The organism is Streptomyces collinus Tu 365 (assembly GCF_000444875.1).
GTDB classification, from domain to species: domain Bacteria; phylum Actinomycetota; class Actinomycetes; order Streptomycetales; family Streptomycetaceae; genus Streptomyces; species Streptomyces collinus_A.
Map to the genome: position 1 here is coordinate 2,118,290 of NC_021985.1, position 20,159 is coordinate 2,138,448.

A 20,159-nucleotide genomic window follows, 5' to 3' on the forward strand; every position below is an offset into this window, starting at 1 on the left:
TCCGGCCGCGCCTCGCCCGGCGTCCGTCCGGCTAGACCCCCGCCACCACCGCGTACCGCTCGTCGTCCACCGTCCTCCCCCACAGCAGGGGGTCGTCGGACAGTCGCTCGACGCGCACCCGCCGGGCGACGGGCTCCAGGAGCGCGGTGAGGCGGGCGGCGGGTATGCCGACGGGGCTGAGCGTGCCCCAGACGCCCTCGACGAGCACGAACCGGCCCCCCGGGCGCAGCAGGGTCCGCCAGTGGCGCAGGACGCGTGCGGGCTCGGGCAGGGTCCACAGCACGTGCCGGACCAGGACGACGTCGTGCCGCCCCTCCGGCACCGGCGGGGCGGCCGCCTCGCCGGACAGGACCTGCGCGTCCTGTCCGGCGAGCTTGGCGCGGGCCAGCGCGACCATGGCCGGCGAGCTGTCGACGGCGGTCACCCGGTGTCCCTGTCCGGCCGCGAGGAGCGACAGACTGCCGGTTCCGCAGCCGAGGTCGAGGACGTGGCAGGGGTGCGCGGGCAGCCACGACCGCAGGCGGGCGGCCCAGGCGGCCCGGACCTCGGGTGCGCGCAGGCCGTGGTCGGGCTCGTCGTCGAAGGCGGCGGCCGCCGCGTCCCAGTCCACGCCGGCACCCACCGCGACCGTCCGCTCACGTTCGTTCGTCATGGCCCCACAGTGACACCCGCCACTGACAGTCCCGACGTGACAGCCGCCACTGACAGACCCGCCCCGATGAGGAACTCTCCCCGAAAGCGTCTACCTCCGTGACAACGCGGAACCCGTAGGCACTGAAGGAGGCAGCCATGCGCCGTGTGACCGTGCAGAAGCCCCTGAAGAGGACGGACAGCCGCCGGATCCGTGAAGAGGCGGAGGAGCGCCCCGCGGCGCGCCCGGAGGTGCGCAAGGACATCGCACGCACCTGGTGGCCCGACCGCTGAGCGGCGGGGCCGTCAGGCGAGCCGTTTGCGGTAGTGGATCCGGTCGTAGGGTCCCTCGACACGGCGTTCGACGACCTCGTAGCCGTACCTCGGATAGATCTGCTGGTTCTCCCACATGAGCGCGTTGGTGTAGAGCCGGACCTCGCCGAGACCCAGCGCACGCGCGTGCGCGTCGACGAAGTGCAGCAGCCGTCGCCCCACGCCCCGGCCGTGGGCGTCGGGGCGGACGGCGACGCTGTCCAGGAAGAGGTGGCCGGGGAACGCCTCGACCACCACGAGCCCGATGACGGGCTCCCCGGTGACGAACACCTTCCCGGCGGCCACGTCCGCCGCGTGGTCGGCCTCCATGGGCTGCGGCACCACGCCGATGCGTTCGACGTAGGGCCGGTAGGCCGCGTCGGTCACGTCCCGCACGGCCGGCACGTCGTCCGCGACGGCGCGCCGGACCCGTGCGCTGAGGTCGTTCGTCATACCGGGAACGCTATCTACCTGAGCGCAGTCTGAGCACGCCCTTAAGCCGACCATAAGGATCTCCTCCGTCCGCCGTGAGCGGGCGATTTCGCGGCTTCCCGGGGCTAGCTTCTGATCACCCCACGGGATCCGTCCCCCAGAGCACCGCTTTCCGAGGAGTTCCGCATGGCCGCACACCGCGTGCCCGCGCACCGCAGGGCCGCCGCCGCGGCCGTCGCCGGTCTCGCCCCGCTCGCGCTGACCGCCCTCGCGGCGGCGCCCGCGTCCGCGCACGGCACGATGGGCGATCCGGTCAGCCGGGTGTCGCAGTGCTACGCGGAGGGCCCGGAGAGCCCCCGGTCGGCGGCCTGCGCGGCGGCGGTGGCGGCCGGCGGCACGCAGGCGCTGTACGACTGGAACGGCATCCGGATCGGCGACGCCGCCGGGCGGCACCGGGAGCTGATACCGGACGGCAAGCTGTGCAGCGCGGGCAACGAGGAGTTCAAGGGTCTCGACCTGGCCCGCGCCGACTGGCCGGCGACGCGCGTGCGCGGCGGGTCGTACACGTTCAGGTACCGCGTGACGGCCCCGCACAAGGGCACCTTCAAGGTCTACCTGACCAAGCCGGGCTACTCCCCCGCCAAGCCACTGGCCTGGTCCGAACTGGACCTGGCGCACCCGGTGGCGACGGCCACCGACCCGGCGGCCTCGGGCGGCTTCTCCACCTTCTCGGGCACCCTTCCGGCGCGCACGGGACGGCAGTTGCTGTACGCGGTCTGGCAGCGCTCGGACAGCCCGGAGGCCTTCTACTCCTGCTCCGACGTCGACTTCGGCGGCGGCAGCGGCGGCTCGGCCCCGGCGCCGAGCGCCTCCGCGCCCTCCGACGAGCAGATCGAGGACGGCGCCGGCCGGTCGACGGTCGGGCACCACGGGCACGGGGACGGTGACACGAGCGCGTCCGCGGCGCCGACCGCCCCGAGGTCCGCGGAACCGTCCGCCACGAAGCCGGCGGCGAAGGCCGCCACGGGACCGGCCACCACGGCTGCCGCGGCCGGCTCCGGCAACCGGGGCGCGGCCGAAGGGACTTCGCGGGATCTGGCCGAGACCGGGGCCACGGCCGGGACCTCCTACGCCGCCGTCGGCGGTGCGGCGGCCCTGGCCCTCGGCTCGGCCGTGCTGTTCCTCTCGGTGCGGCGGCGGGCGGCGGGCGGCGGCCGGCGCCGCTGAACCCCGCCCGGCAGCGTTCCGGGGCCCGTCCGGCGGCTCAGGCCGGACAGGCCCCGGCGGCGGCTCAGCTGAAGGCCGAGGCGCAGGTGGTGCTGGTCGCGTGGGCCGGGTCGAGCGCGTTGGCCACCTCGTGGAAGGCGATCCGGTCGAACAGGCCGATCGCCACGTGCTCGGACAGGTCGAGCGGGCACAGGTCCTGGAGCAGGACGTTGTGGACGTCCTCGCCGCTCAGGTACTGGTTGCGCCAGGGCGTGGCCACCTCGTCGTACTTGGTGGCGATGACCGTGTAGTGCACTCCGGGGACGGTGTCGCCGCCCGCGTTGAGCTTGGTCAGGAACGCGGAGCCGGTGATCTGGTCGGCGAGGCCGGGGGTGGTGGCCTTGATCAGGTCGCCGGCGCCGGGGAAGTACGGCAGCAGGTGGGTGAGGCCGTCGAGGTCGGTGCCGTGGTTGTCGGGGGCGAGGCCGACGAGGGCGTTCACCTTGGCGGCGCCGCCGAGGAACTTCAGGTAGTAGCGGGGCATCATGCCGCCCTGGGAGTGGCCGACCAGGTCGGCCTTGGCGGCTCCGGTGGCGGAGAGCACCTGGTCGACGAAGTCGGAGAGCTGCTGGGCCGACCTGTCGATGGGGCCGAGGCCGTGGAAGAGCGGGACGCCCGGCAGCTGGCCGTAGTCGACGGAGTAGACGCAGTATCCGCGCGTCTCCAGATAGGGGGCGAGGGACAGCCAGTTGTCGATGGAGTTGCCCAGGGTGCCGTGCACCAGGACGACCGGGCGGGGATGGGCGGCGGAGGGCTTGCAGGAGTAGTCGTTCCAACCTCCCCCACTCTCGGCTGCGCTCGAGCGGGGGGACCCCCCGCTCGGTGCGGTCGCGGTGGGGGTGGAGGCGTGGGCGGTGGCGGCGGGCACAGCGGCTACTGCGGCGGTCAAAAGCAGCGCGGTGAGGGGTCTGAGCACTCGCTTCCAGGGCAGCATCGGGTGATCTCCTTGCGGCTCAAGGGGAGGTGCGACGGCCTAACCCTGTGATCCGGATCACGAGGATGCTGTTCACTCGTCAAGTTACGGGCGAGTAGCCCAGGTGTGAAGTTACGCGTCAGTAAAAACTTCCAGTGATAACCGGAATGCCGTTCGTCCACTGACCGGCCGTCACCAGGCGGGCCTGACCGGACCGTAGGGCGCGAGCCGCAGCAGGCGCTCCCGCAACACGCTCACTTCACCCTCGCCCAGCAGTTCGGCCCATCCCCCCACGACCTCGGCGGCCGCCGCCTCGGCCGCTCGCGTGCACTCCCGGCCCCGCCCGGTGAGCACGACGAGACGGGCCCGCGCGTCGGCCGGGTGCGGCCGCCGCTCGGCATACCCCTTGCGCACGATCTCGTCGACCAGCTGACTCGCCGCCTGCTTGGTCACCCCGAGGTGGACGGCGAGGTCGGTGACGGTGGCGCCGTCCGGCGCGAGCCGTGCGAAGGCGAAGCCGTGGGCGGGCCTGACGTCCGTGAAGCCGCGCGCCACGACCCCGTCGTTGATGCGTTGCGTGAGGTCGCCCGCGACGGCGAGCAGGGCGGCGGACAGGGCCATGGCTTCGGAGTTCTGCACGTACGCATTGAAACACCCTTGACGTGATGGTCAAGCCGGTTGACTATATGGTCAAGCAGCTTGACCACTACTCCGGGGAGTCCCCTTGCCCGTCATCCGTTCGTCCGAGGCCGTGACCCACGAGATCCACGGCGCCCGCTTCGTCTCCTACGCCACCCCGCGTACCGGCAGCAGGGAACTCTGCGCCTGGCGCGGGGAGATCCCGCCCGGCACCAAGGCGCCCACCCACACCGTGAGCCGGGAGGAGATCTTCCACCTGCTCGTCGGCGAACTGCTGATCGGCGTCGACGGCCGCACCGAGCGGATCTCCGCCGGCGACACGGTGATCGTCAACCCCGGTGCGGCCCTGACCGTCGAGAACCCGACCGGCCACACCGCGATCTCGTGGGTCACCACCTCGGTCGGCCTGGAGGCGCTGCTGGCCGACGGCACGCGCCTCACACCGCCGTGGGCCAACTGAGCCGGGCGCGGGGGCGGATCACGCCGCCAGCGTCCCCGGCATCACCGCTCGCGGCCCGAACCTCGCGCGGGCCCGGTCGGCGGCCTCCTCGATCCGGCGGACCTTCTCGTCCACCGGGTCGAAGGTGAGCTGGTGGGAGGCCTGCTCGGCGGGGACCAGGCCCTCGGCGCGCAGAGCGAGCGCCCGGACCCGGGCGCGCTGCAGACCGAGCGCCCCGTACAGGTCGTAGGCCGTCCCGGTCAGGGCCGCCGAGTGCGCGGTCGGCTCCCGCAGGGTGCGGCTGCGGGTGGTCGAGGAGCGGTCGGCGTAGCGCACGGTGAGCGTCAGGGTGCGGCACACCCTCGCCACCGCGCGCAGCCGGGCGCCGATCTCCTCGGCCGCCGACAGCAGCGCCCTGCGGTGCCGGTCGGGGTCCAGCTCGTCGAGTGCGAAGGGGCGTTCGGCGGCCGCCAGGGAGGTACCCGCCCGGGCTCGGCCGAACGCCCCGGGCAGGGAGCCGGCGTTCGGCACGACCCGGCCGCGGTCGACGCCGGCGGCCTTCTCGCGCAGTTCACGGCCCGCCCTCGCGCCGATCAGCCGCTGGAGCGTGGACAGCGGCGCGGCGGCGACCAGCCCCAGGGTGTCCAGGCCGTACTCGCACAGGGTGCGGGCGGTCGCCGCCCCCACACCGGGCAGCACGGACACGGGCCGGCCGGCCAGGAACTCCGCGACCGCCTCCGGCTCCCCGGGCACCACGCCGGTCACCCCGGGACGGGCGTCGCGCATCGCGATCCGGGCCAGCATCGGGCCGGGACCGGCGCCGATCACACAGTCGACGCCGTGCAGCGCGAGGGCGCGGACCCGGATCACCGAGGCCAGTTCGACCGCGTCGCGCCCGAAGTACCGCTCGGCGCCCCGGAGATCGGCCAGCGCCCCGTCCGGCGGCAGCGCCTCCACGACCGGCGTGAACTCCTCCAGCAGCGCGAGCAGTCCGGGCAGGGCCTCCTCGGCCGGCCGCGGCCGCTGGAAACGTACACAGAGAATGGTCATCCCGCGCTCCCCGGACTCTGGTGCCACAACTTCCTTCCCACCGCGGGCCCTTCGCCCGCGGGGCGCAGATCGGCCCAGGGGTGCATCTCGTACCCCGTGGGCATGCGGATGGTCCGGTCCCCCATCGGGTCGCGGGCCGCCGAACCGGTGCGCCGGGGCAGCCCGTCCGAACCGGCGTCCCGGGCCCGGGACGGACCCACGGCGTCCTCCGGCGCGCGGTCCTCCCCGGCGCCGCCGGTCGCCCCGGCCAGCCGGGCCGCGACCCCGTCGAGCCCCTCCTCGCGGCGCACCTCGAGCAGTTCGGCGAGGTTCCAGGCTGCCGCGCCCACCACGCTCAGGCTGCGCGGGCCGCGCCGCTGCACCACTCCGCGCACCAGCAGCAGCCAGGAGTGGAAGACCGTGTGGGCGCAGGCGTCGTGCGAGTCGTCGAAGAAGGCGAGGTCGACCAGGCCCGTGCCGTCGTCCAGGGTGGAGAAGATGACCCGCTTGCCGGACCGGATCGGCGGGGTCTGGGTGGCCGCCTTGGCGCCCGCGACCAGCACCGTCTCCCCGTGCCCGGCCTCGCGCAGCCGGCGCGCCGACAGCACGCCCAGCTCCTTGAGGAACTCCCGGTGGTCGTCCATCAGATGGCGTGAGGCGTCCATGGAGAGCACGCCCAGCTCGGCGCTGAGCCGCTCCGCCGAGGTCAGGTCGGGCAGGCCGGCCGGGGCGGTCCGCCGGCCCCCGGCGAGGGGGAGCTGGCCCCCGCCGCCGCCCCGGGCGCCCCGGTGCAGCTCGGTCAGGTGCAGCTGCAGGTCACGGCGGTTGGCACCGAACGCGTCCAGCGCGCCCACCTGGGCCAGCCGCCCGGCCAGCGGACGGCTCGGGCGGGCCCGCTCCCAGAAGTCCAGCAGGGAGGCGTACGGCTGTCCGTCCGCGATCCGCCCGGCCTCGGCCTCGCTGATGCCGTGCACGTCGCTGAGGGCGAGCCGCAGCCCCCACACCCCTGATTCGGACACCAGTTCGATCCGGTGGTGCACTCCGGACACGTTCACGTCCAGCGGCAGGATGGGCACCCCGCGCCGCCGCGCGTCCGCGAGCAGCAGCCGCTTCGGGTACATCCCGGGGTCGTGCGTGAGCAGCCCGGCGTAGAAGGCGGCCGGGTGGTGGGCCTTCAGCCAGGCCGACTGGTAGGTCGGCACGGCGAACGCGACCGCGTGCGCCTTGCAGAAGCCGTACGAGCCGAAGGCCTCGACGATCTCCCAGGTCCGCCGGATCGCCTCCGCGTCGTACCCGTTCGCCGCCGCGTGCTGGGCGAACCACACCTTGATCCGCCCCTGCGACTCCGGGTCGGACAGCCCGCGCCGGATCCGGTCCGCCTCGCCGCGCCCGCAGCCGGTCATGACGGCGACGATGTCGATGACCTGCTCGTGGAAGACGACGACCCCGTACGTGCCCTTCAGCGCCTCCTCCAGGTCCGGGTGCGGGTAGCGCACGGGCGCCCGCCCGTGCCGCGCCTCGATGAACGGCCGGACCATGTCGGCGGCGACCGGTCCCGGCCGGAAGAGGGAGATGTCGACCACCAGGTCGTGGAAGGTGCTCGGCTGCAGGCGGCCCACCAGGTCGCGCTGGCCCGGCGACTCGATCTGGAAGCAGCCCAGCGTCTCGGCCGCCTGGATCATCCGGTACGTCGCCGGGTCGCCCGGCGCCACCGCGTCCAGGTCGATCCGCTCCCCCGTGGCCCGCTCCACCTCGGCGGCCGCGTGCGCCATCGCCGACTGCATCCGCACGCCCAGCACGTCCAGCTTGAGCAGACCGAGGTCCTCCACGTCCTCCTTGTCGAACTGCGCCATCGGCAGCCCCTCGCCGCTGGTCGGCACCACCGGCGTACGGGCGAGCAGGGAGGCGTCGGACAGCAGCACCCCGCACGGGTGCATGGCGACCCCGCGCGGCAGGGCGTCGAGGGCCTCGACCAGTTCCCAGAGCCTGCCGTACCTCTCCTTCTCCCCCGCCAGCGCCTTCAGTTCGGGCAGTTCCTCCAGCGCCGCGCGGGCGTCCCGGGCCCGGATGTGCGGGAAGGACTTGGCCACCCGGTCGATCTCGGCCGGGTCCATGGACAGGGCGGCCCCCACGTCCCGTACGGCGTGCCGCACCCGGTAGGTCTCGGGCATGGAGACGGTGGCGACCCGCTCGGTGCCGAACCGGCCGATGATCGCCCGGTAGACCTCCAGCCGGCGCGCGGACTCCACGTCGATGTCGATGTCGGGCAGGACCACCCGCTCCTTGGACAGGAAGCGTTCCATCAGCAGCCCGTGCTCGACCGGATCGGCGTGCGCGATGCCGACGAGGTGGTTGACGAGGGAGCCCGCGCCGGAGCCGCGGGCGGCCACCCGGATGCCCATCTCCCGTACGTCGTCGACCACCTGGGCGACCGTGAGGAAGTAGGAGGCGAAGCCGTGGTGGGCGATGATGTCCAGCTCGTGGTGCATCCGCTCCCAGTACGCGCGGCGGCTGGCGTAGCCCAGCCGCACCATGCCCGCCGCCGCCCGGGAGGCGAGCGCCCGCTGGGCGGTGCGGCGGCCGGCGCCGACGAGGTGCGGCTCGGGGAAGTGGACGGTGCCGATGCCGAGGTCGTCCTCGGGGTCGACCAGGCACTCCGCGGCCGTGACCGCGGTCTGCTCCAGCAGCCGGCGGGCGGTGTCCGGCCGGTAACCGGCCGCCTCCACCACCCGCTCGGCGACCCGCAGCATGGCCTGCGCGTCCTTCAGCCAGGCCGTGCCCGGGTCCAGCTCCTTGCGCGGGTCGATCGGCACCAGCCGGCGGGCCGCGTCCAGGACGTCGGCGACCGGCCCCTGACCGGGGTCGGCGTACCGGACGGCGTTGCTGAGGACCGGCCGGACCCCCTGCTCGGCGGCGAAACCGACGGTGCGGGCGGCCAGCCGCAGAGAGCCGGGGCCGGTGCCCCCGCGGCCGTGGCAGACGGCCTCCAGGCGCAGCGCGCCGCCGTAGACCTCGCGCCAGGGGGCGAGCAGCCGCGCGGCGCGGTCGGGCCGGCCCGCGGCCAGCGCGCGCCCCACCTCGGAGCCGGGGCCGAGCAGCACGGTCAGGCCGTCGCCGTGGTTGGCGTCCCAGGGCAGCACGGGCACACCCCCGCCCGGTCCGGCAGCCACTCCCCCGCCCGGCCCGGCCCGGTGAGCCGCCGTGACGAGCCGGCACAGGTCGGCCCAGCCGCGGGCCCCGTCCCGGGCGAGGAAGGTCACCCGGGGGGCCGACTCGTCCACGAAGGCGCCGCCGCGCACCGGGGTGCGGCGGCGCTCAGGACGGGGGGCCGCCGGCTCGGCCACCGCCAGGTTCACGCCGAACAGCGGGCGGACCCCCGTCCCGGCACAGGCCTTGGCGAACCGGACCGTGCCGGCGAGGGTGTCGCGGTCGGTGAGGGCGAGGGCGTCCATCCCCCGCTCCCCGGCGCGCGCGGCCAGCCGCTCCGGGTGGGAGGCGCCGTACCTCAGGGAGAACCCGGAGACGGTGTGCAGATGCGCGAAGCCCGGCACGCACACCTCCACGACTCATGAGCCCCGTCCGACTCTCGAACACCTGTTCCCACAACCACCATACCCCCATTCCCGAACAAGTGTGCGACATCCGCTCGACCGCCTCCCACCTGCGCAAACACCGGCACGCAAGCGGGCCCCCGCACGCGCAACGCGTGCGGGGGCCCGCCGGAGCCGTACCCCTCAGGGAAGGGTCACGCCGTACCCGTCAGGGAAGGGTCACGCCGTAGTAGCTGAGCGCCTCGGTGACCGGCTGGAAGAACGTCGTGCCGCCAGAGGTGCAGTTGCCGCTGCCGCCCGACGTCAGGCCGTAGGCCGTGGACCCGGCGTAGAGCGGGCCCCCGCTGTCGCCGCCCTCGGCGCACACCGTGGTCTGGATCAGGCCGGAGACGACGTCACCGCTGCCGTAGTTGACCGTGGCGTTGAGCGCCGTGACCCGGCCGCTGTGGGTGCCGGTGGTGGAACCGCGCCGGTAGACGGTCGTCCCCACGGACGGGGTGGCCGCGCTGCTGATGGTCTGGCTGCCGACCGCGCTCGGGTGCGCGATCGAGGAGTTGGTGTACCGCACGAGCGCGAAGTCGTTGCCCGGGAAGCTGTAGCCGACGTTCGTCCCCAGCACCGTGGAGTGGCTGGAGTTGCTGTACCAGGTGGAGGCGACCTGACCGCAGTGTCCCGCGGTCAGGAAGTAGTACGTGCTGCCGCTGCGCACGTTGAAGCCGAGCGAGCAGCGGTAGGAGCCGCCGTAGATGGCGTCGCCACCGGTGATCAGCTTGTTGAACTTGCCCGCGGTGTGCTTGATGGTCAGCGCGCCCGAGTCGACACCGGCCTGCCGCCTGATCCTGGCGATCTCGGCCTTGGACACCGTGCTGTCCACGGTGACGACGACCCGGTTGGTCCTGCTGTCCACCGCCCAGGCCGTGCCGGGCACGTCGGCGTTGAGGACGGCGTCGCTCGCCTTGGTCAGCTGGGTGGCGCTGAACGTGTGGGCATCGCTGGCGTTCGCGGTGGGGGCGGCGAACGCGGCCGCGGCCAGGAAACCGGTCGCCACGGCGATCAGCCGGGTCCGTCTCGCCGTGCCGCTGCGGGGAGTGGTGCGCTTGATCCTCACGTTTCGTTCCCTCCCAGGGAGAGTCGGGGGGCCCGCGTGGGGTCGGGGCCCGTGAGGCGCAGCCAGGGACGGCCCGGGATCCCCGGGTATTCATGCCCCTGACAAGCGCTGGGGGGGAGTATTCGGCCGAACGGCCGGTCGGCACAAGGGCACCTTTCGGCCGTGCAGCGTTCAACCGTCCGCCCGCCCGGGGACCTTGACTTCTCCGAACGGGAGGTCGGATCGGCCGGTATTCACCCCGCCGCCCCGCGCCCTCCCGTACCGGGGATGTCCGGAATTCGCCCCTCCGGATGATCCGGGTCCCGTCCGCTCAGCAACTGTCGCAGGGGCAGCAGCAGTCACAGCAGTCGCACCCGTCGCAGCAGTCACCACAACCGGCGCAGCCGTCACAGCCGCCGCACCCGCTGCAGCCGTCGCAGTCGCAGTCCCGGCAGCAGCCCTCGCGCTTCTTCCGGGACCAGGGGCCCTCGTACTCCTCGGCGCAGCACATCCGGCAGGTGCAGCAGAGCAGCAGGAACGCCCCGCACCCGGGCAGCAGGGCGCGCGGCACCTTGGGCTTGTGCGGCAGGTGCGGCCCGCCCGGCCCGAACGGCACGTAGGGGTCGGCCCCGGACTCCGGCCCGTGCGGGGCGGGGCCGCGCGCGGCGGTTCCGTGAGCCGCGGATCCCCGGGCCGCGGATCCCTGGGGGGCCGGCCCGTGCGCGGCGCAGGCCGGCAGCGTGCCGAAGGCGCGGTCCACGGAGCGCCGGAGTTCGTGCACGAGCAGCAGGTGGGCGAGCCGGCCGTCGGCGAACTCGGCCTCCCGCAGGGCGAGCCGGATGCCGTGCAGGGCGTCCTCGGCGAGCCTGCGGGCCTCGGTCAGGGAGGTGCCGGTCGCGGTGAGCGGGTTCCAAGCGCCCGAGCGCGCGTCGGCCTCCCGGTCCTCCACGGCGTCCAGCAGGTGGGCGAGCCGCCCGAAGAGCCGGCCGGCCTCGGCGAGCGGACCGGCGTTGCCCGGCCGTCCCGCGAGCACCGCGGTGTGCGCGAAGGCGGCCGCGGTGGCGGTCTCGGTCGGCTCGGTGACCGTCAGCAGCGGGGTGCCGACCCCGGCCAGGGCCTCGATGCCGGTCTGCCGGTCAACGGCGTCCAGGAGGACGCCGGTGTCGAACCCGACCGCCGATCCGCCGCGCTCCCCGGCCCGCCCCCAGCCGGCCGCGACCCGGAGCGCCGCCGCCGCCACCGGCTTGCGGGCCAGCAGCCCGTCCCGGTCGGCGACGTGGTCGCGCACCTTGGCGGAGGCGAGGACCAGCGAGACGGCGGCGGCCAGCCGCGCGCCCTCGCCCTGCGCGACGGACGCGGTCCGCATCCCGCGCAGGGCGCACGGGCCGGCCGTGCGCCGGGACCCGCCCGCCAGGCCCGCCTGAGCCTCCGTCAGCACCGATATGAGAAGCCCGTCATAGTTCGTCACGATACGGGCGAACTGTCCGTGATCACGGCGCAATGCCAGGCAGAGCCCGCACAAGTGCGCCGTCCACTGGGCCTTGAGGCCCTCCCCCAGCCGATGGCCGCACGGCCTGACGATTCCGAACACGACGATCCCCCGTGATGCGTTGCGACGTAGAGCCGGGGCATCGTATCGGCCGACTGTCAGCTCGTATCAGGTCACGCGTTCACCCGTACGCACCGTGCATCACCCGTCCGCCAACGACAATCATATTTCACTCACAGTCAGCAGCCGTATGAGTCGCGACCCTTGGGGCACAAGGACTCTCGACGGATCCGCTGTGCACCAGTACCGTCACAAACCCCCCGCACGGCGTCTATCCACTTGGCACGCCGTCCGCATCATGGATGACCATAGGGATGCGGAAAGCAAGAAGGACCGCTGTGAGAGGAGGCGTCCATGGGATCGGTACGCAAGGCGAGTGCGTGGCTCGGCCTCGTCGACGACAACGATGACGAGCGCTACTACGACGACGACTACTCCGAGGGCACCGGGTCCCAGGACGCCTGGGTCACGGACCCCCGGGTGAAGGTGGCCACGGACACGGCCGAGGAGAAGGGCCGCCGCATCGGCACGGTCACGCCGGACAGCTTCCGGGACGCCCGTGCCATCGGCGAGCTGTTCCGGGACGGTGTCCCGGTCATCGTGAACCTCACCGCCATGGAGCCGGCCGACGCCAAGCGCGTCGTCGACTTCGCGGCTGGCCTGACCTTCGGCCTGCGGGGCACGATCGAGCGGGTGGCCACCCGGGTCTTCCTGCTGACGCCGTCGAACACGGAGATCGTCAGCGGCGAGCCGGCCAAGCACCGTGAGGACGGCTTCTTCAACCAGAGCTGAGGCAGGGCCGCTCGCCGGCCCTGCCCTCCCCCCGGGGGCTCACCGGAAGGCGTCGAGCCCGGTGAGCGCCTTGCCCAGCACGAGCTGGTGCATCTCGACGGTGCCCTCGTAGGTGAGCACCGACTCGAGGTTGGTCGCGTGCCGCATCACGGGGTATTCGAGGGAGATCCCGTTGGCACCGAGGATCGTCCGCGCCGTACGGCAGATCTCGATGGCCTCGCGGACGTTGTTGAGCTTGCCGAAGCTGATCTGCTCGGGGCGCAGCCGGCCGGCGTCCATCCGCCGCCCCAGATGGTGGGCGAGCAAGATCCCCTTGTGCAGCTCGACCGCCATGTCGGCGAGCTTGGCCTGGGTGAGCTGGAAGCCGCCGATGGGCCGCCCGAACTGCTCCCGGGTCCGCGCGTACCCGAGCGCCGCCTCGAAGCTGCTGCGCGCCGCGCCCATCGAGCCCCAGACGATGCCGTAGCGGGCGTGCGAGAGGCAGCCGAGCGGTCCGCGCAGACCGGTGACCTCGGGGAGTACCGCGGTGGCGGGCAGCCGTACGTCGTCGAGGACGAGTTCGCTGGTCACGGAGGCGCGCAGGGACCACTTGTGCTTGATCTCGGGCGCCGAGAAGCCGGGGCGGTCGGTGGGCACGACGAACCCGCGGATGCCGTCCTCGGTCTGCGCCCAGACCACGGCGACGCCGGCCACGGAGCCGTTGGTGATCCACATCTTGCGGCCGTTCAGGATCCAGTCGTCCCCGTCGCGCTTGGCGTGGGTGCGCATCGAGGAGGGGTCGGAGCCGTGGTCGGGCTCGGTGAGCCCGAAGCAGCCGATCACCTCGCCCGCCGCCATCCGCGGCAGCCACTCCCGCTTCTGCTCCTCGCTGCCGAACCGGTGGATCGCGTACATGGCGAGGGAGCCCTGGACGGAGACCAGGGACCGGATGCCGGAGTCGGCGGCCTCCAGCTCCAGGCAGGCCAGGCCGTACTGCACGGCCGTGGCGCCGGCGCAGCCGTACCCGGTGAGCGACATGCCGAGGGCGCCGATCCCGCCGAGTTCGCGCGCGAGGTCCCTGATGCCGGGCAGCTCGCCCTTCTCGTACCAGTCGGCGACGTGGGGCAGCACGCGGTCGGCGGCCCAGGCGCGGACGGTGTCCCGGACCGCGAGGTCCTCCGGGTCCAGCAGGTCGTCGATGCCGAGCGGGTCGGTGGCATCGAACGGGGGCAACTTCGCGGACGCGGACATGGAACACCCTCCGGGACACGGGGACACGCTGCGGCGCACTGCGGGAAAACTAGCAGCGCTAGTCACGACTCCGCAGCCGACGTTACGGTGCAGTCTCCCGCACGTAAAGAGCGGGGGTCAGGCCGACACCCGCGGCTGCACGGCCTCCCGCGGCGAGGGCACCCCCGCCTCGGCCGCGCGCTCCGCCGCTTCGCCCGGCCCGGCCTCCGCGGTCTCCTCGCCGCACTGCATGACCCGGGGCAGCCGCAGCGCCATCACGGCACCGAGCAGCAGCAGGCCCGCGCTCACCAGCAGGGTGACGTGGAGTCCGTGCACGAAGGAGTCCCGGGCGGCCCGGCGCAGCGCGGCCCCGGCGGACCCGCCCAGCCGCCCCGCCACGTCGTAGGCCTCGCCCAGCGAGTGGCCGGCCGCGGCCGAGGCGTGCGAGGGCACCCCGGGGACCGAGGCGAGGCCGGGGGCGTAGGACGCGTTCATCACGCTGCCCAGCAGGGCGATGCCGATCCCGGCGCCGAGCTGGTACGACGTCTCGCCGATCGCGGCGGCACCGCCGGCCTGCCCGGCGGGCGCCTCGCTCAGCATGGACTCGTAGGCCCCGAAGAGCGTGGTCTCCAGACCGAAGCCGAGGAGCACGAAGCCGAACAGCAGCAGGCCCGCGTCGTCGGCGGGGCCCATCGCCGTCAGGGTCAGGACCGCGGCGGCGGTGAGACAGAAGCCGAAGCAGACCATCCGGCGCGGCCCGAAGCGGCGCAGCATCCGGGCGCCCGCGAGGCCGGCCGCCATCGCGGCGACGGTCAGCGGCAGCAGTCTCAGACCCGTCTGGAGCGGCGAGAGGCCGAGGACCAGCTGGAGGTACTGGGCGGCGATCAGTTCGAGGCCCACCAGCGCGAGCATCGCCAGCACGATGCAGCCCACCGAGGTGCTGTAGGCGGGCCGGCGGAACATCCGCAGATCGACCAGCGGGTGCGCGCGCCGCGCCTGGCGGCGCACGAACAGGACGATCAGCGTGCCGCCCAGCAGCAGCGGCACCAGGGTGAGCAGGCCGGCCACCGGCTCACCGCCGCCGAGCCGCTTCACCCCCAGCACCACCCCGAACAGTCCGCCCGCCGCCATCAGGGCGCCGACGACGTCCCAGGGGCCGTCGCGGTCGCCGCGCGACTCGGGCAGCAGCAGCCGTCCGACCGGCAGGCTGACCAGCATCAGCGGGATGTTGACGAGGAAGACCGAGCCCCACCAGAAGTGCTCCAGCAGGAAGCCGCCGAGCAGTGGCCCGACCGCCGCGCCGACGGCCGCGACCGCGCTCCAGATGCCGATGGCCAGCGCGCGTTCGCGCCGGTCGGGGAAGACCTGGCGGAGGATCGACAGGGTGGCGGGCATGATCATGGCGCCGCCGACGCCGAGCAGCGCGCGGGCGAGGATCAGCGTCGGCGCGCTGGGCGCGAGGGCGGCCACCGCGGAGGCGACGCCGAACAGGGCGTAGCCGAGCAGCAGCACGCGTCTGCGGCCGATCCGGTCGCCCAGGGTGCCGAAGAGGATCAGCAGCGAGGCGCAGACCAGCGGGTAGACGTCGACGATCCAGAGCAGCTCCATGGCGCCGGGCCTGAGGTCCTCGGTGACGGCGGGGACCGCCACGTGCAGCACGGTCGCGTCGAGGGCGACGAGCAGCAGGCTGACGCAGAGGACGACGAGGACGACCCAGCGGTTGGCACCGGCCGCGGGCGCCCGACGGAGCGGCCGTACGGCAGCCGTGGTCGTCCCGGACATGTACGTACCTCCCAGATGATCCCTCGCGTGCGGCGGATCGGCGGGGTGGGGATCCCCGTCGTACGGCCGGAGAGGAGCGGTGTCCCCGGCCCGCGCAAACCCACGCAGGTGACTCGCCAGCGTACGCGAGTCCTCCCTGGGGGCACGTGGCGGACCTCTCACACGCGGGACCCAACCCGTGTGGCGTACGCCACCCCGCACGGCCCTTGTCACGCCCGGCTGCCGGGGCGGTTTCGCGGCCGGTCGATAATCGGGCCCGTGACCGACCTTGCGACCCGCGCGGCCCCGCCCCGCACCCCACTCCCCCGCCGGGCCGCCCCGGCCCTGCTCGGGTACGTGGCGGTGCGCGCCCTGGGCCTCGTCGTGCTGGCCGGGTGGAGCGCGGCGCGCGGCAAGAGCGCCCACACCCTGCTCACCGCGCGCTGGGACTCGCTCTGGTACGCCCGGGTCGCCGGCCCGGGATACGGCTACGAGGTGCGGCTGCCGAACGGCGACGTCCACTCCGACCTGGCGTTCTTCCCGCTGCTGCCCTGGCTGGAGCGGCTGCTGCACGCGCTCGCGCCGCTGTCGTACGCGGATGCCGGCCTCGTCGTCTCCGTGCTCGCCTCGCTCGCGGCGGCCGCCGGGATCTTCGCGGTCGCGGAGCACGTGTACGGCGGCCGGGCCGGGGTCTGCGCGGTGCTGCTGTGGGCGGTGCTGCCGGTCGGGATCGTGCAGTCGATGGCGTACAGCGAGTCCCTGTTCACGGCGCTGGCGGCGTGGTCGCTGTACACGGTGCTGACCGGCCGGTGGGTGGCCGCGGGCGCGCTCGCGGCGCTGGCCGGGCTGACCCGGCCGGTGGGGCTCGCGGTGGTGGCCGCGGTCTGGGCGACCGGCGTGATCTCTTTCGTGCGGTATCGAAGCGCCCGGGACGCGCACGGCGCGCACGGCGGCGGTCACGCTCCCGAACCGGCGGTCGGAGTGCGCGCGGGGCGGTCGGCGCACACCGGGAGCGCGGGCGGGACCGCGCACGCCTCTTCCGCGTCGGGGGGCGCGCCGGTCGCCGCGCACGCCTCCGTCTCTTCGTCTCCGCCCCTCCGGTCACTCCCGTCACTCGTCGCCGGTCTGCTGATCGCCCCGCTGGGGGCCGCCGGTTACGTCCTGTGGGTCGGCCACCGCACCGGCGCGGGCCCGCTCGGCTACCTCGACGTGCAGGCGGGCTGGCGCAACGGGTTCGACGGCGGGTACGCCTTCGCCCGTTTCGTCGCCGAGAAGTTCACGTCGTTCCCGTCGGCCCTCGCGGGCGCGGGCCTGATCGTCGGGGTGGCGCTGCTGATCCGGCTCTACGTGGCGTGCGTACGCCGGCGCCAGCCCGTGGCGCTGCTGGTGTACACCGGTGTCGTCCTGGCGCTCGCGCTGTGCGCGTCCAGCTACTTCGGTTCCAAGCCGCGGCTGCTGATGCCCGCCTTCCCGGTGCTGTTCCCGCTCGCCCGGACGCTGGCCCGGACCCGGACCTCAAGGGCGGTGCTGGTCACGGCCGGTGTGGCGGCGGCGAGCGCGGTCTACGGGGCGTTCTGGCTGAACGGCTCCGGACCGCCATGATCGACTCCGGCGGTCCGTGACGCTCCGGAGAATTCCACACCAGGGCCGGGTGAACGAATTCGTAAGGGCGATATAAACAACACCCGGCATGATCAAAGGAATTGCACGAAGAACTCTCACCGGATTGCCGAATCCTGTGAATTCTGGCCTCTCCTGAGAGGTTTCCCACATCACATCGTCATCACAAAGACCCTGTTTCGACCGGGAACACAGCTCACTCGCTGTAACGTCGATTGAGTGCGTACCGAACGAAACCTGACCCGGCGTCTGGACCGGGTCTTCGCCAGACTCGACCGTGAGCCGGAACGGCCGGCCCACATCGATGTGCCGAGGATGAGCCGGCACCGGGTCGTGCTGTTCACCGCGACCCTCGCCTTCTACCTGGCGATCGTGTGGGCCGTCGTGATCAGCTCCTGGCTGGTCCGGCTCGACTGGCAGGTCATGTTCTTCCGGCCGTACCAGCAGTGGCCGCAGATCCACGCCTTCCTCGACTACTACGTGGTGCTCGGCCAGCGCGGCCCCACCGCCGTGATGGTCGCGGCCTGGCTCGGCTGGCGCTCCTGGCGGCAGCACACGCTGCGCCCGCTGCTGACACTGGCCGCCTCCCTGCTGCTGCTCAACATCACGGTCGGTGCCGCCAAGCTCGGCATGGGACGGCTCGGTCCGCACTACGCGACCGTGATCGGCTCGAACGAGATGGGTCTCGGCGGCGATATATTTCCCAGCGGCCACACCGCCAACGCCGTGGTGACCTGGGGAATCCTGGCGTATCTGGCCTCCAGCCCGAGGGCCCGCCGCTGGCTGTCCGCCCTGTCGGCGGTCACCTCGCTCGGCGTCGGCCTCACCACCGTCTACCTCGGTACGCACTGGCTGAGCGACGTGCTGCTGGGCTGGGCCGCGGGGCTGCTGATCCTGCTCGCCCTGCCCTGGTTCGAGCCCCTGGTCACCAGGGCCGAGACCGGGCTCTTCGACCTGCGCGACCGCTGGCGCGCCCGCCGCGGCCGCACCGTGCCCGTGCCGCCCGTGCCCGTCACGCCGGTGGTCCTCAAGCCACGGACCGCCACCGCCGACCAGCACGCACCGGCCCGCGAGCCGGTGGCCTCGGGACGCGGCTCCCGGGCGCCGGCCCACCTGGCTCCCGGTCCGCACACGGCCCGTTCGGAGCGCACCCCGGTCACCCCGGCGGGCAGCCGCCGGCCGCCGCACGCCGACCGCGTGCCACGCGGCACCTCCCAGCCGGTCCGCCCGCTCACCGGCGGCTGACCGGCCACCACGGCCACGGGGCCCGGTACGCACCACCCGCCCCGCCATGACGAGGGCCCCGCTCCCGGTTCCGGGAGCGGGGCCCTCGTCGTGCGCGTGCGGGCGGGTCAGCCCTTCCAGGCGCGCGCCACCCGGCCGTCGCGCACCTCGAAGTTGAGCCGGCCCACCCGGTACTCCATGGTGATGATCGCGCCCGGCGGCAGGGCCCGCACCGTCGACCAGCCGCGCTGCCGGGCGAGCCGCTCGGCGCCCTGGGCGTCGAGGCCGACGTACGCGTCGGGACTGTCCTGGGGCTCCGCCGGCGGAGTGGGATTCGATGCCATGCGGCCACGCTAGGCCGCATCGCCCGGTGACGGAAGCGCAGCCCGTGATCGGCGCCCCGTCATCCCCCGGTCACACTTCTGTCACAGCTTCCCGGCGCCGGATACCGTCGAACTGCGTCACACGTACGGGGGTTTCCGTTCACCGGACGCGGGTATTCGAACAGGATTTCCGCGTGCCGGAGCGTGGCCCCGGAATATCCGGCGGGAAGGACGGGGGCGCGGCCCGCGGCCGGGGTTCGGGACCGGTTATCCCGTGGAATCGGCCGGAATCGGCCCCCCTGCCGGGCGAACTGACGCCGCATGGGAAATAGCCGGATTCCGCACCCGCCCCGCGCGGACGTCAGCCCGCGGCCGGCCGGGCCGTGCTCCGCTCCAGAGCGGCGTCGAGGCGGTCCCGGAGCGTCCTGACGGCCTCGGTCAGCCCGGCCGGCTCCAGCACCTCGAAGGGCAGGCCCAGGAGCATGATGTGAACCACCATCACGTCCAGGTTCGGCGCCCCGCTGCGCAGGACGCAGGCGTGCTCCCCGTCGGGCTCCAGGGTCCCGGCGGACGGCGAGACCCGCTCGGCGGCCTCGTGCAGCGGCACCAGCAGCCGGACGGCGGAGTGGGTGGCGTACGCGCGCGTGGAGACACCCCGCGAGACATGGGCGGCGAGGTCCTCGGCCGGTCCCTCGCGCGGGGTGAAGCGCGGGCCGTGCGGCGGCTTCGGCGTGATGCGGTCGACGCGGAAGGTCCGCCAGTCCTCCCGGTCCACGTCCCAGGCGACCAGGTACCAGCGCCGCTCGGTGCACACCAGCCGGTGCGGCTCGACGGTACGGCGGCCGGCCACACCCTCGTGAGTGCGGTACTCGAAGCGCAGCCGCTCGGCGTCCCGGCACAGGTGGGCGAGCTCGGTGAGCAGGGCCGGCTCGACGGGTGACACCGGCGGGCCGTCGCGCAGCATCGGCACGGTGAACGCGTTGAGCGCGCTCACCCGGTGCCGCAGCCGGTCCGGCAGCACCTGCTCCAGCTTGGCGAGGGCGCGTACGGAGCTCTCGCCGATGCCCTCGATGCCCTGCCCCGCCGCGGTGCGCAGGCCGACCGCCACGGCGACGGCCTCGTCGTCGTCGAGCAGCAGCGGGGGCAGCCGGGCGCCCGCACCGAGCTGGTAGCCGCCGCCGGTGCCGGGGCTCGCGTTGACCGGGTAGCCCAGCTCGCGCAGCCGGTCCACGTCGCGGCGGACGGTGCGCGCGGTGACGCCGAGCCGTTCGGCGAGGTCGGCCCCCGACCACTCGCGGTGGGCCTGGAGGAGCGAGAGCAGACGCAGCAGCCGTGCCGAGGTCTCCAACATGCGGCCGAGTCTGCCAGCCGATGCGGACAGCC

At 73.7% G+C, this 20,159-nt stretch carries 18 protein-coding genes; 6 read left to right on the top strand and 12 right to left on the bottom strand.

Translation table 11 applies throughout. The annotated features are described in order from the left end of the window. Positions 1-31: 31 nt before the first annotated feature. Complete coding sequence (locus B446_RS08970; protein ID WP_020939104.1) at positions 32-652, bottom strand: class I SAM-dependent methyltransferase; 621 nt, start codon at positions 650-652, stop codon at positions 32-34. 137 nt (positions 653-789) lie between these two features. Between B446_RS08970 and B446_RS40725 the strand changes: the two genes are divergently transcribed. Next, on the top strand, positions 790-924 hold the full coding sequence (locus B446_RS40725; RefSeq protein ID WP_020939105.1) for a hypothetical protein: 135 nt from the start codon (positions 790-792) through the stop codon (positions 922-924). Between the two features lie 12 nt (positions 925-936). On the opposite strand, the gene B446_RS08975 is transcribed toward B446_RS40725, so the two are convergent. Continuing rightward, positions 937-1,395: a GNAT family N-acetyltransferase gene (locus B446_RS08975; RefSeq protein WP_020939106.1), complete on the bottom strand. Its 459-nt coding sequence runs from the start codon at positions 1,393-1,395 to the stop codon at positions 937-939. Positions 1,396-1,575: 180 nt separating this feature from the next. Between B446_RS08975 and B446_RS08980 the strand changes: the two genes are divergently transcribed. Further along, entirely contained in the window at positions 1,576-2,601 is a 1,026-nt protein-coding gene (locus B446_RS08980) for a lytic polysaccharide monooxygenase auxiliary activity family 9 protein (RefSeq protein WP_043477920.1), read from the top strand. Between the two features lie 64 nt (positions 2,602-2,665). Here the strand turns inward: B446_RS08980 and B446_RS08985 are convergent, their stop codons facing one another. Beyond that, on the bottom strand, positions 2,666-3,574 hold the full coding sequence (locus B446_RS08985; protein WP_043475128.1) for an esterase/lipase family protein: 909 nt from the start codon (positions 3,572-3,574) through the stop codon (positions 2,666-2,668). Between the two features lie 171 nt (positions 3,575-3,745). Next, positions 3,746-4,192: a MarR family winged helix-turn-helix transcriptional regulator gene (locus B446_RS08990; RefSeq protein ID WP_043475130.1), complete on the bottom strand. Its 447-nt coding sequence runs from the start codon at positions 4,190-4,192 to the stop codon at positions 3,746-3,748. An 85-nt stretch (positions 4,193-4,277) separates the two neighbouring features. Here B446_RS08990 and B446_RS08995 point away from each other — a divergent pair, with 85 nt between their 5' ends. Beyond that, complete coding sequence (locus tag B446_RS08995) at positions 4,278-4,652, top strand: cupin domain-containing protein (protein ID WP_020939110.1); 375 nt, start codon at positions 4,278-4,280, stop codon at positions 4,650-4,652. 18 nt (positions 4,653-4,670) lie between these two features. Here B446_RS08995 and B446_RS09000 read toward each other — a convergent pair whose 3' ends face one another. The 4 genes from B446_RS09000 to B446_RS09015 form a co-directional block, all read right to left on the bottom strand. Further along, a complete protein-coding gene (locus B446_RS09000) occupies positions 4,671-5,681 on the bottom strand; it encodes a DNA polymerase Y family protein (RefSeq protein ID WP_020939111.1) in 1,011 nt (336 codons plus the stop codon). Beyond that, positions 5,678-9,211, bottom strand: a complete 3,534-nt coding sequence (locus tag B446_RS09005; RefSeq protein WP_020939112.1) for a DNA polymerase III subunit alpha — start codon at positions 9,209-9,211, stop codon at positions 5,678-5,680. The genes B446_RS09000 and B446_RS09005 overlap by 4 nt, the downstream gene beginning before the upstream one ends. Before the next feature lie 208 nt (positions 9,212-9,419). Then, the gene (locus tag B446_RS09010) at positions 9,420-10,319 is read right to left on the bottom strand and encodes a S1 family peptidase (protein ID WP_020939113.1); all 900 of its coding nucleotides are present in this window, start codon (positions 10,317-10,319) and stop codon (positions 9,420-9,422) included. Between the two features lie 310 nt (positions 10,320-10,629). Beyond that, positions 10,630-11,889, bottom strand: a complete 1,260-nt coding sequence (locus B446_RS09015) for a DUF5685 family protein (protein ID WP_078614666.1) — start codon at positions 11,887-11,889, stop codon at positions 10,630-10,632. 312 nt (positions 11,890-12,201) lie between these two features. Here B446_RS09015 and B446_RS09020 point away from each other — a divergent pair, with 312 nt between their 5' ends. Next, positions 12,202-12,639 (top strand): cell division protein SepF, encoded by a 438-nt coding sequence (locus B446_RS09020; protein WP_020939115.1) that lies wholly within the window; start codon positions 12,202-12,204, stop codon positions 12,637-12,639. Positions 12,640-12,678: 39 nt separating this feature from the next. On the opposite strand, the gene B446_RS09025 is transcribed toward B446_RS09020, so the two are convergent. Both B446_RS09025 and B446_RS09030 read right to left on the bottom strand, forming a co-directional pair. Then, positions 12,679-13,869 carry an acyl-CoA dehydrogenase family protein gene (locus B446_RS09025; RefSeq protein ID WP_020939116.1) on the bottom strand — a complete coding sequence of 397 codons (1,191 nt, stop codon included), beginning with the start codon at positions 13,867-13,869 and terminating at the stop codon, positions 12,679-12,681. Between the two features lie 117 nt (positions 13,870-13,986). Next, positions 13,987-15,630, bottom strand: coding sequence for an MFS transporter (locus B446_RS09030; RefSeq protein WP_020939117.1), 1,644 nt, complete (start codon positions 15,628-15,630; stop codon positions 13,987-13,989). A 258-nt stretch (positions 15,631-15,888) separates the two neighbouring features. Here B446_RS09030 and B446_RS09035 point away from each other — a divergent pair, with 258 nt between their 5' ends. Both B446_RS09035 and B446_RS09040 read left to right on the top strand, forming a co-directional pair. Further along, the gene (locus B446_RS09035) at positions 15,889-17,211 is read left to right on the top strand and encodes a glycosyltransferase family 39 protein (RefSeq protein WP_020939118.1); all 1,323 of its coding nucleotides are present in this window, start codon (positions 15,889-15,891) and stop codon (positions 17,209-17,211) included. Positions 17,212-17,448: 237 nt separating this feature from the next. After that, positions 17,449-18,474: a phosphatase PAP2 family protein gene (locus B446_RS09040; RefSeq protein WP_020939119.1), complete on the top strand. Its 1,026-nt coding sequence runs from the start codon at positions 17,449-17,451 to the stop codon at positions 18,472-18,474. Between the two features lie 107 nt (positions 18,475-18,581). Here B446_RS09040 and B446_RS09045 read toward each other — a convergent pair whose 3' ends face one another. Both B446_RS09045 and B446_RS09050 read right to left on the bottom strand, forming a co-directional pair. Next, positions 18,582-18,797: an I78 family peptidase inhibitor gene (locus B446_RS09045; RefSeq protein WP_020939120.1), complete on the bottom strand. Its 216-nt coding sequence runs from the start codon at positions 18,795-18,797 to the stop codon at positions 18,582-18,584. Positions 18,798-19,137: 340 nt separating this feature from the next. Then, positions 19,138-20,127, bottom strand: a complete 990-nt coding sequence (locus B446_RS09050; protein WP_020939121.1) for a helix-turn-helix transcriptional regulator — start codon at positions 20,125-20,127, stop codon at positions 19,138-19,140. Between the last annotated feature and the right edge of the window lie 32 nt (positions 20,128-20,159).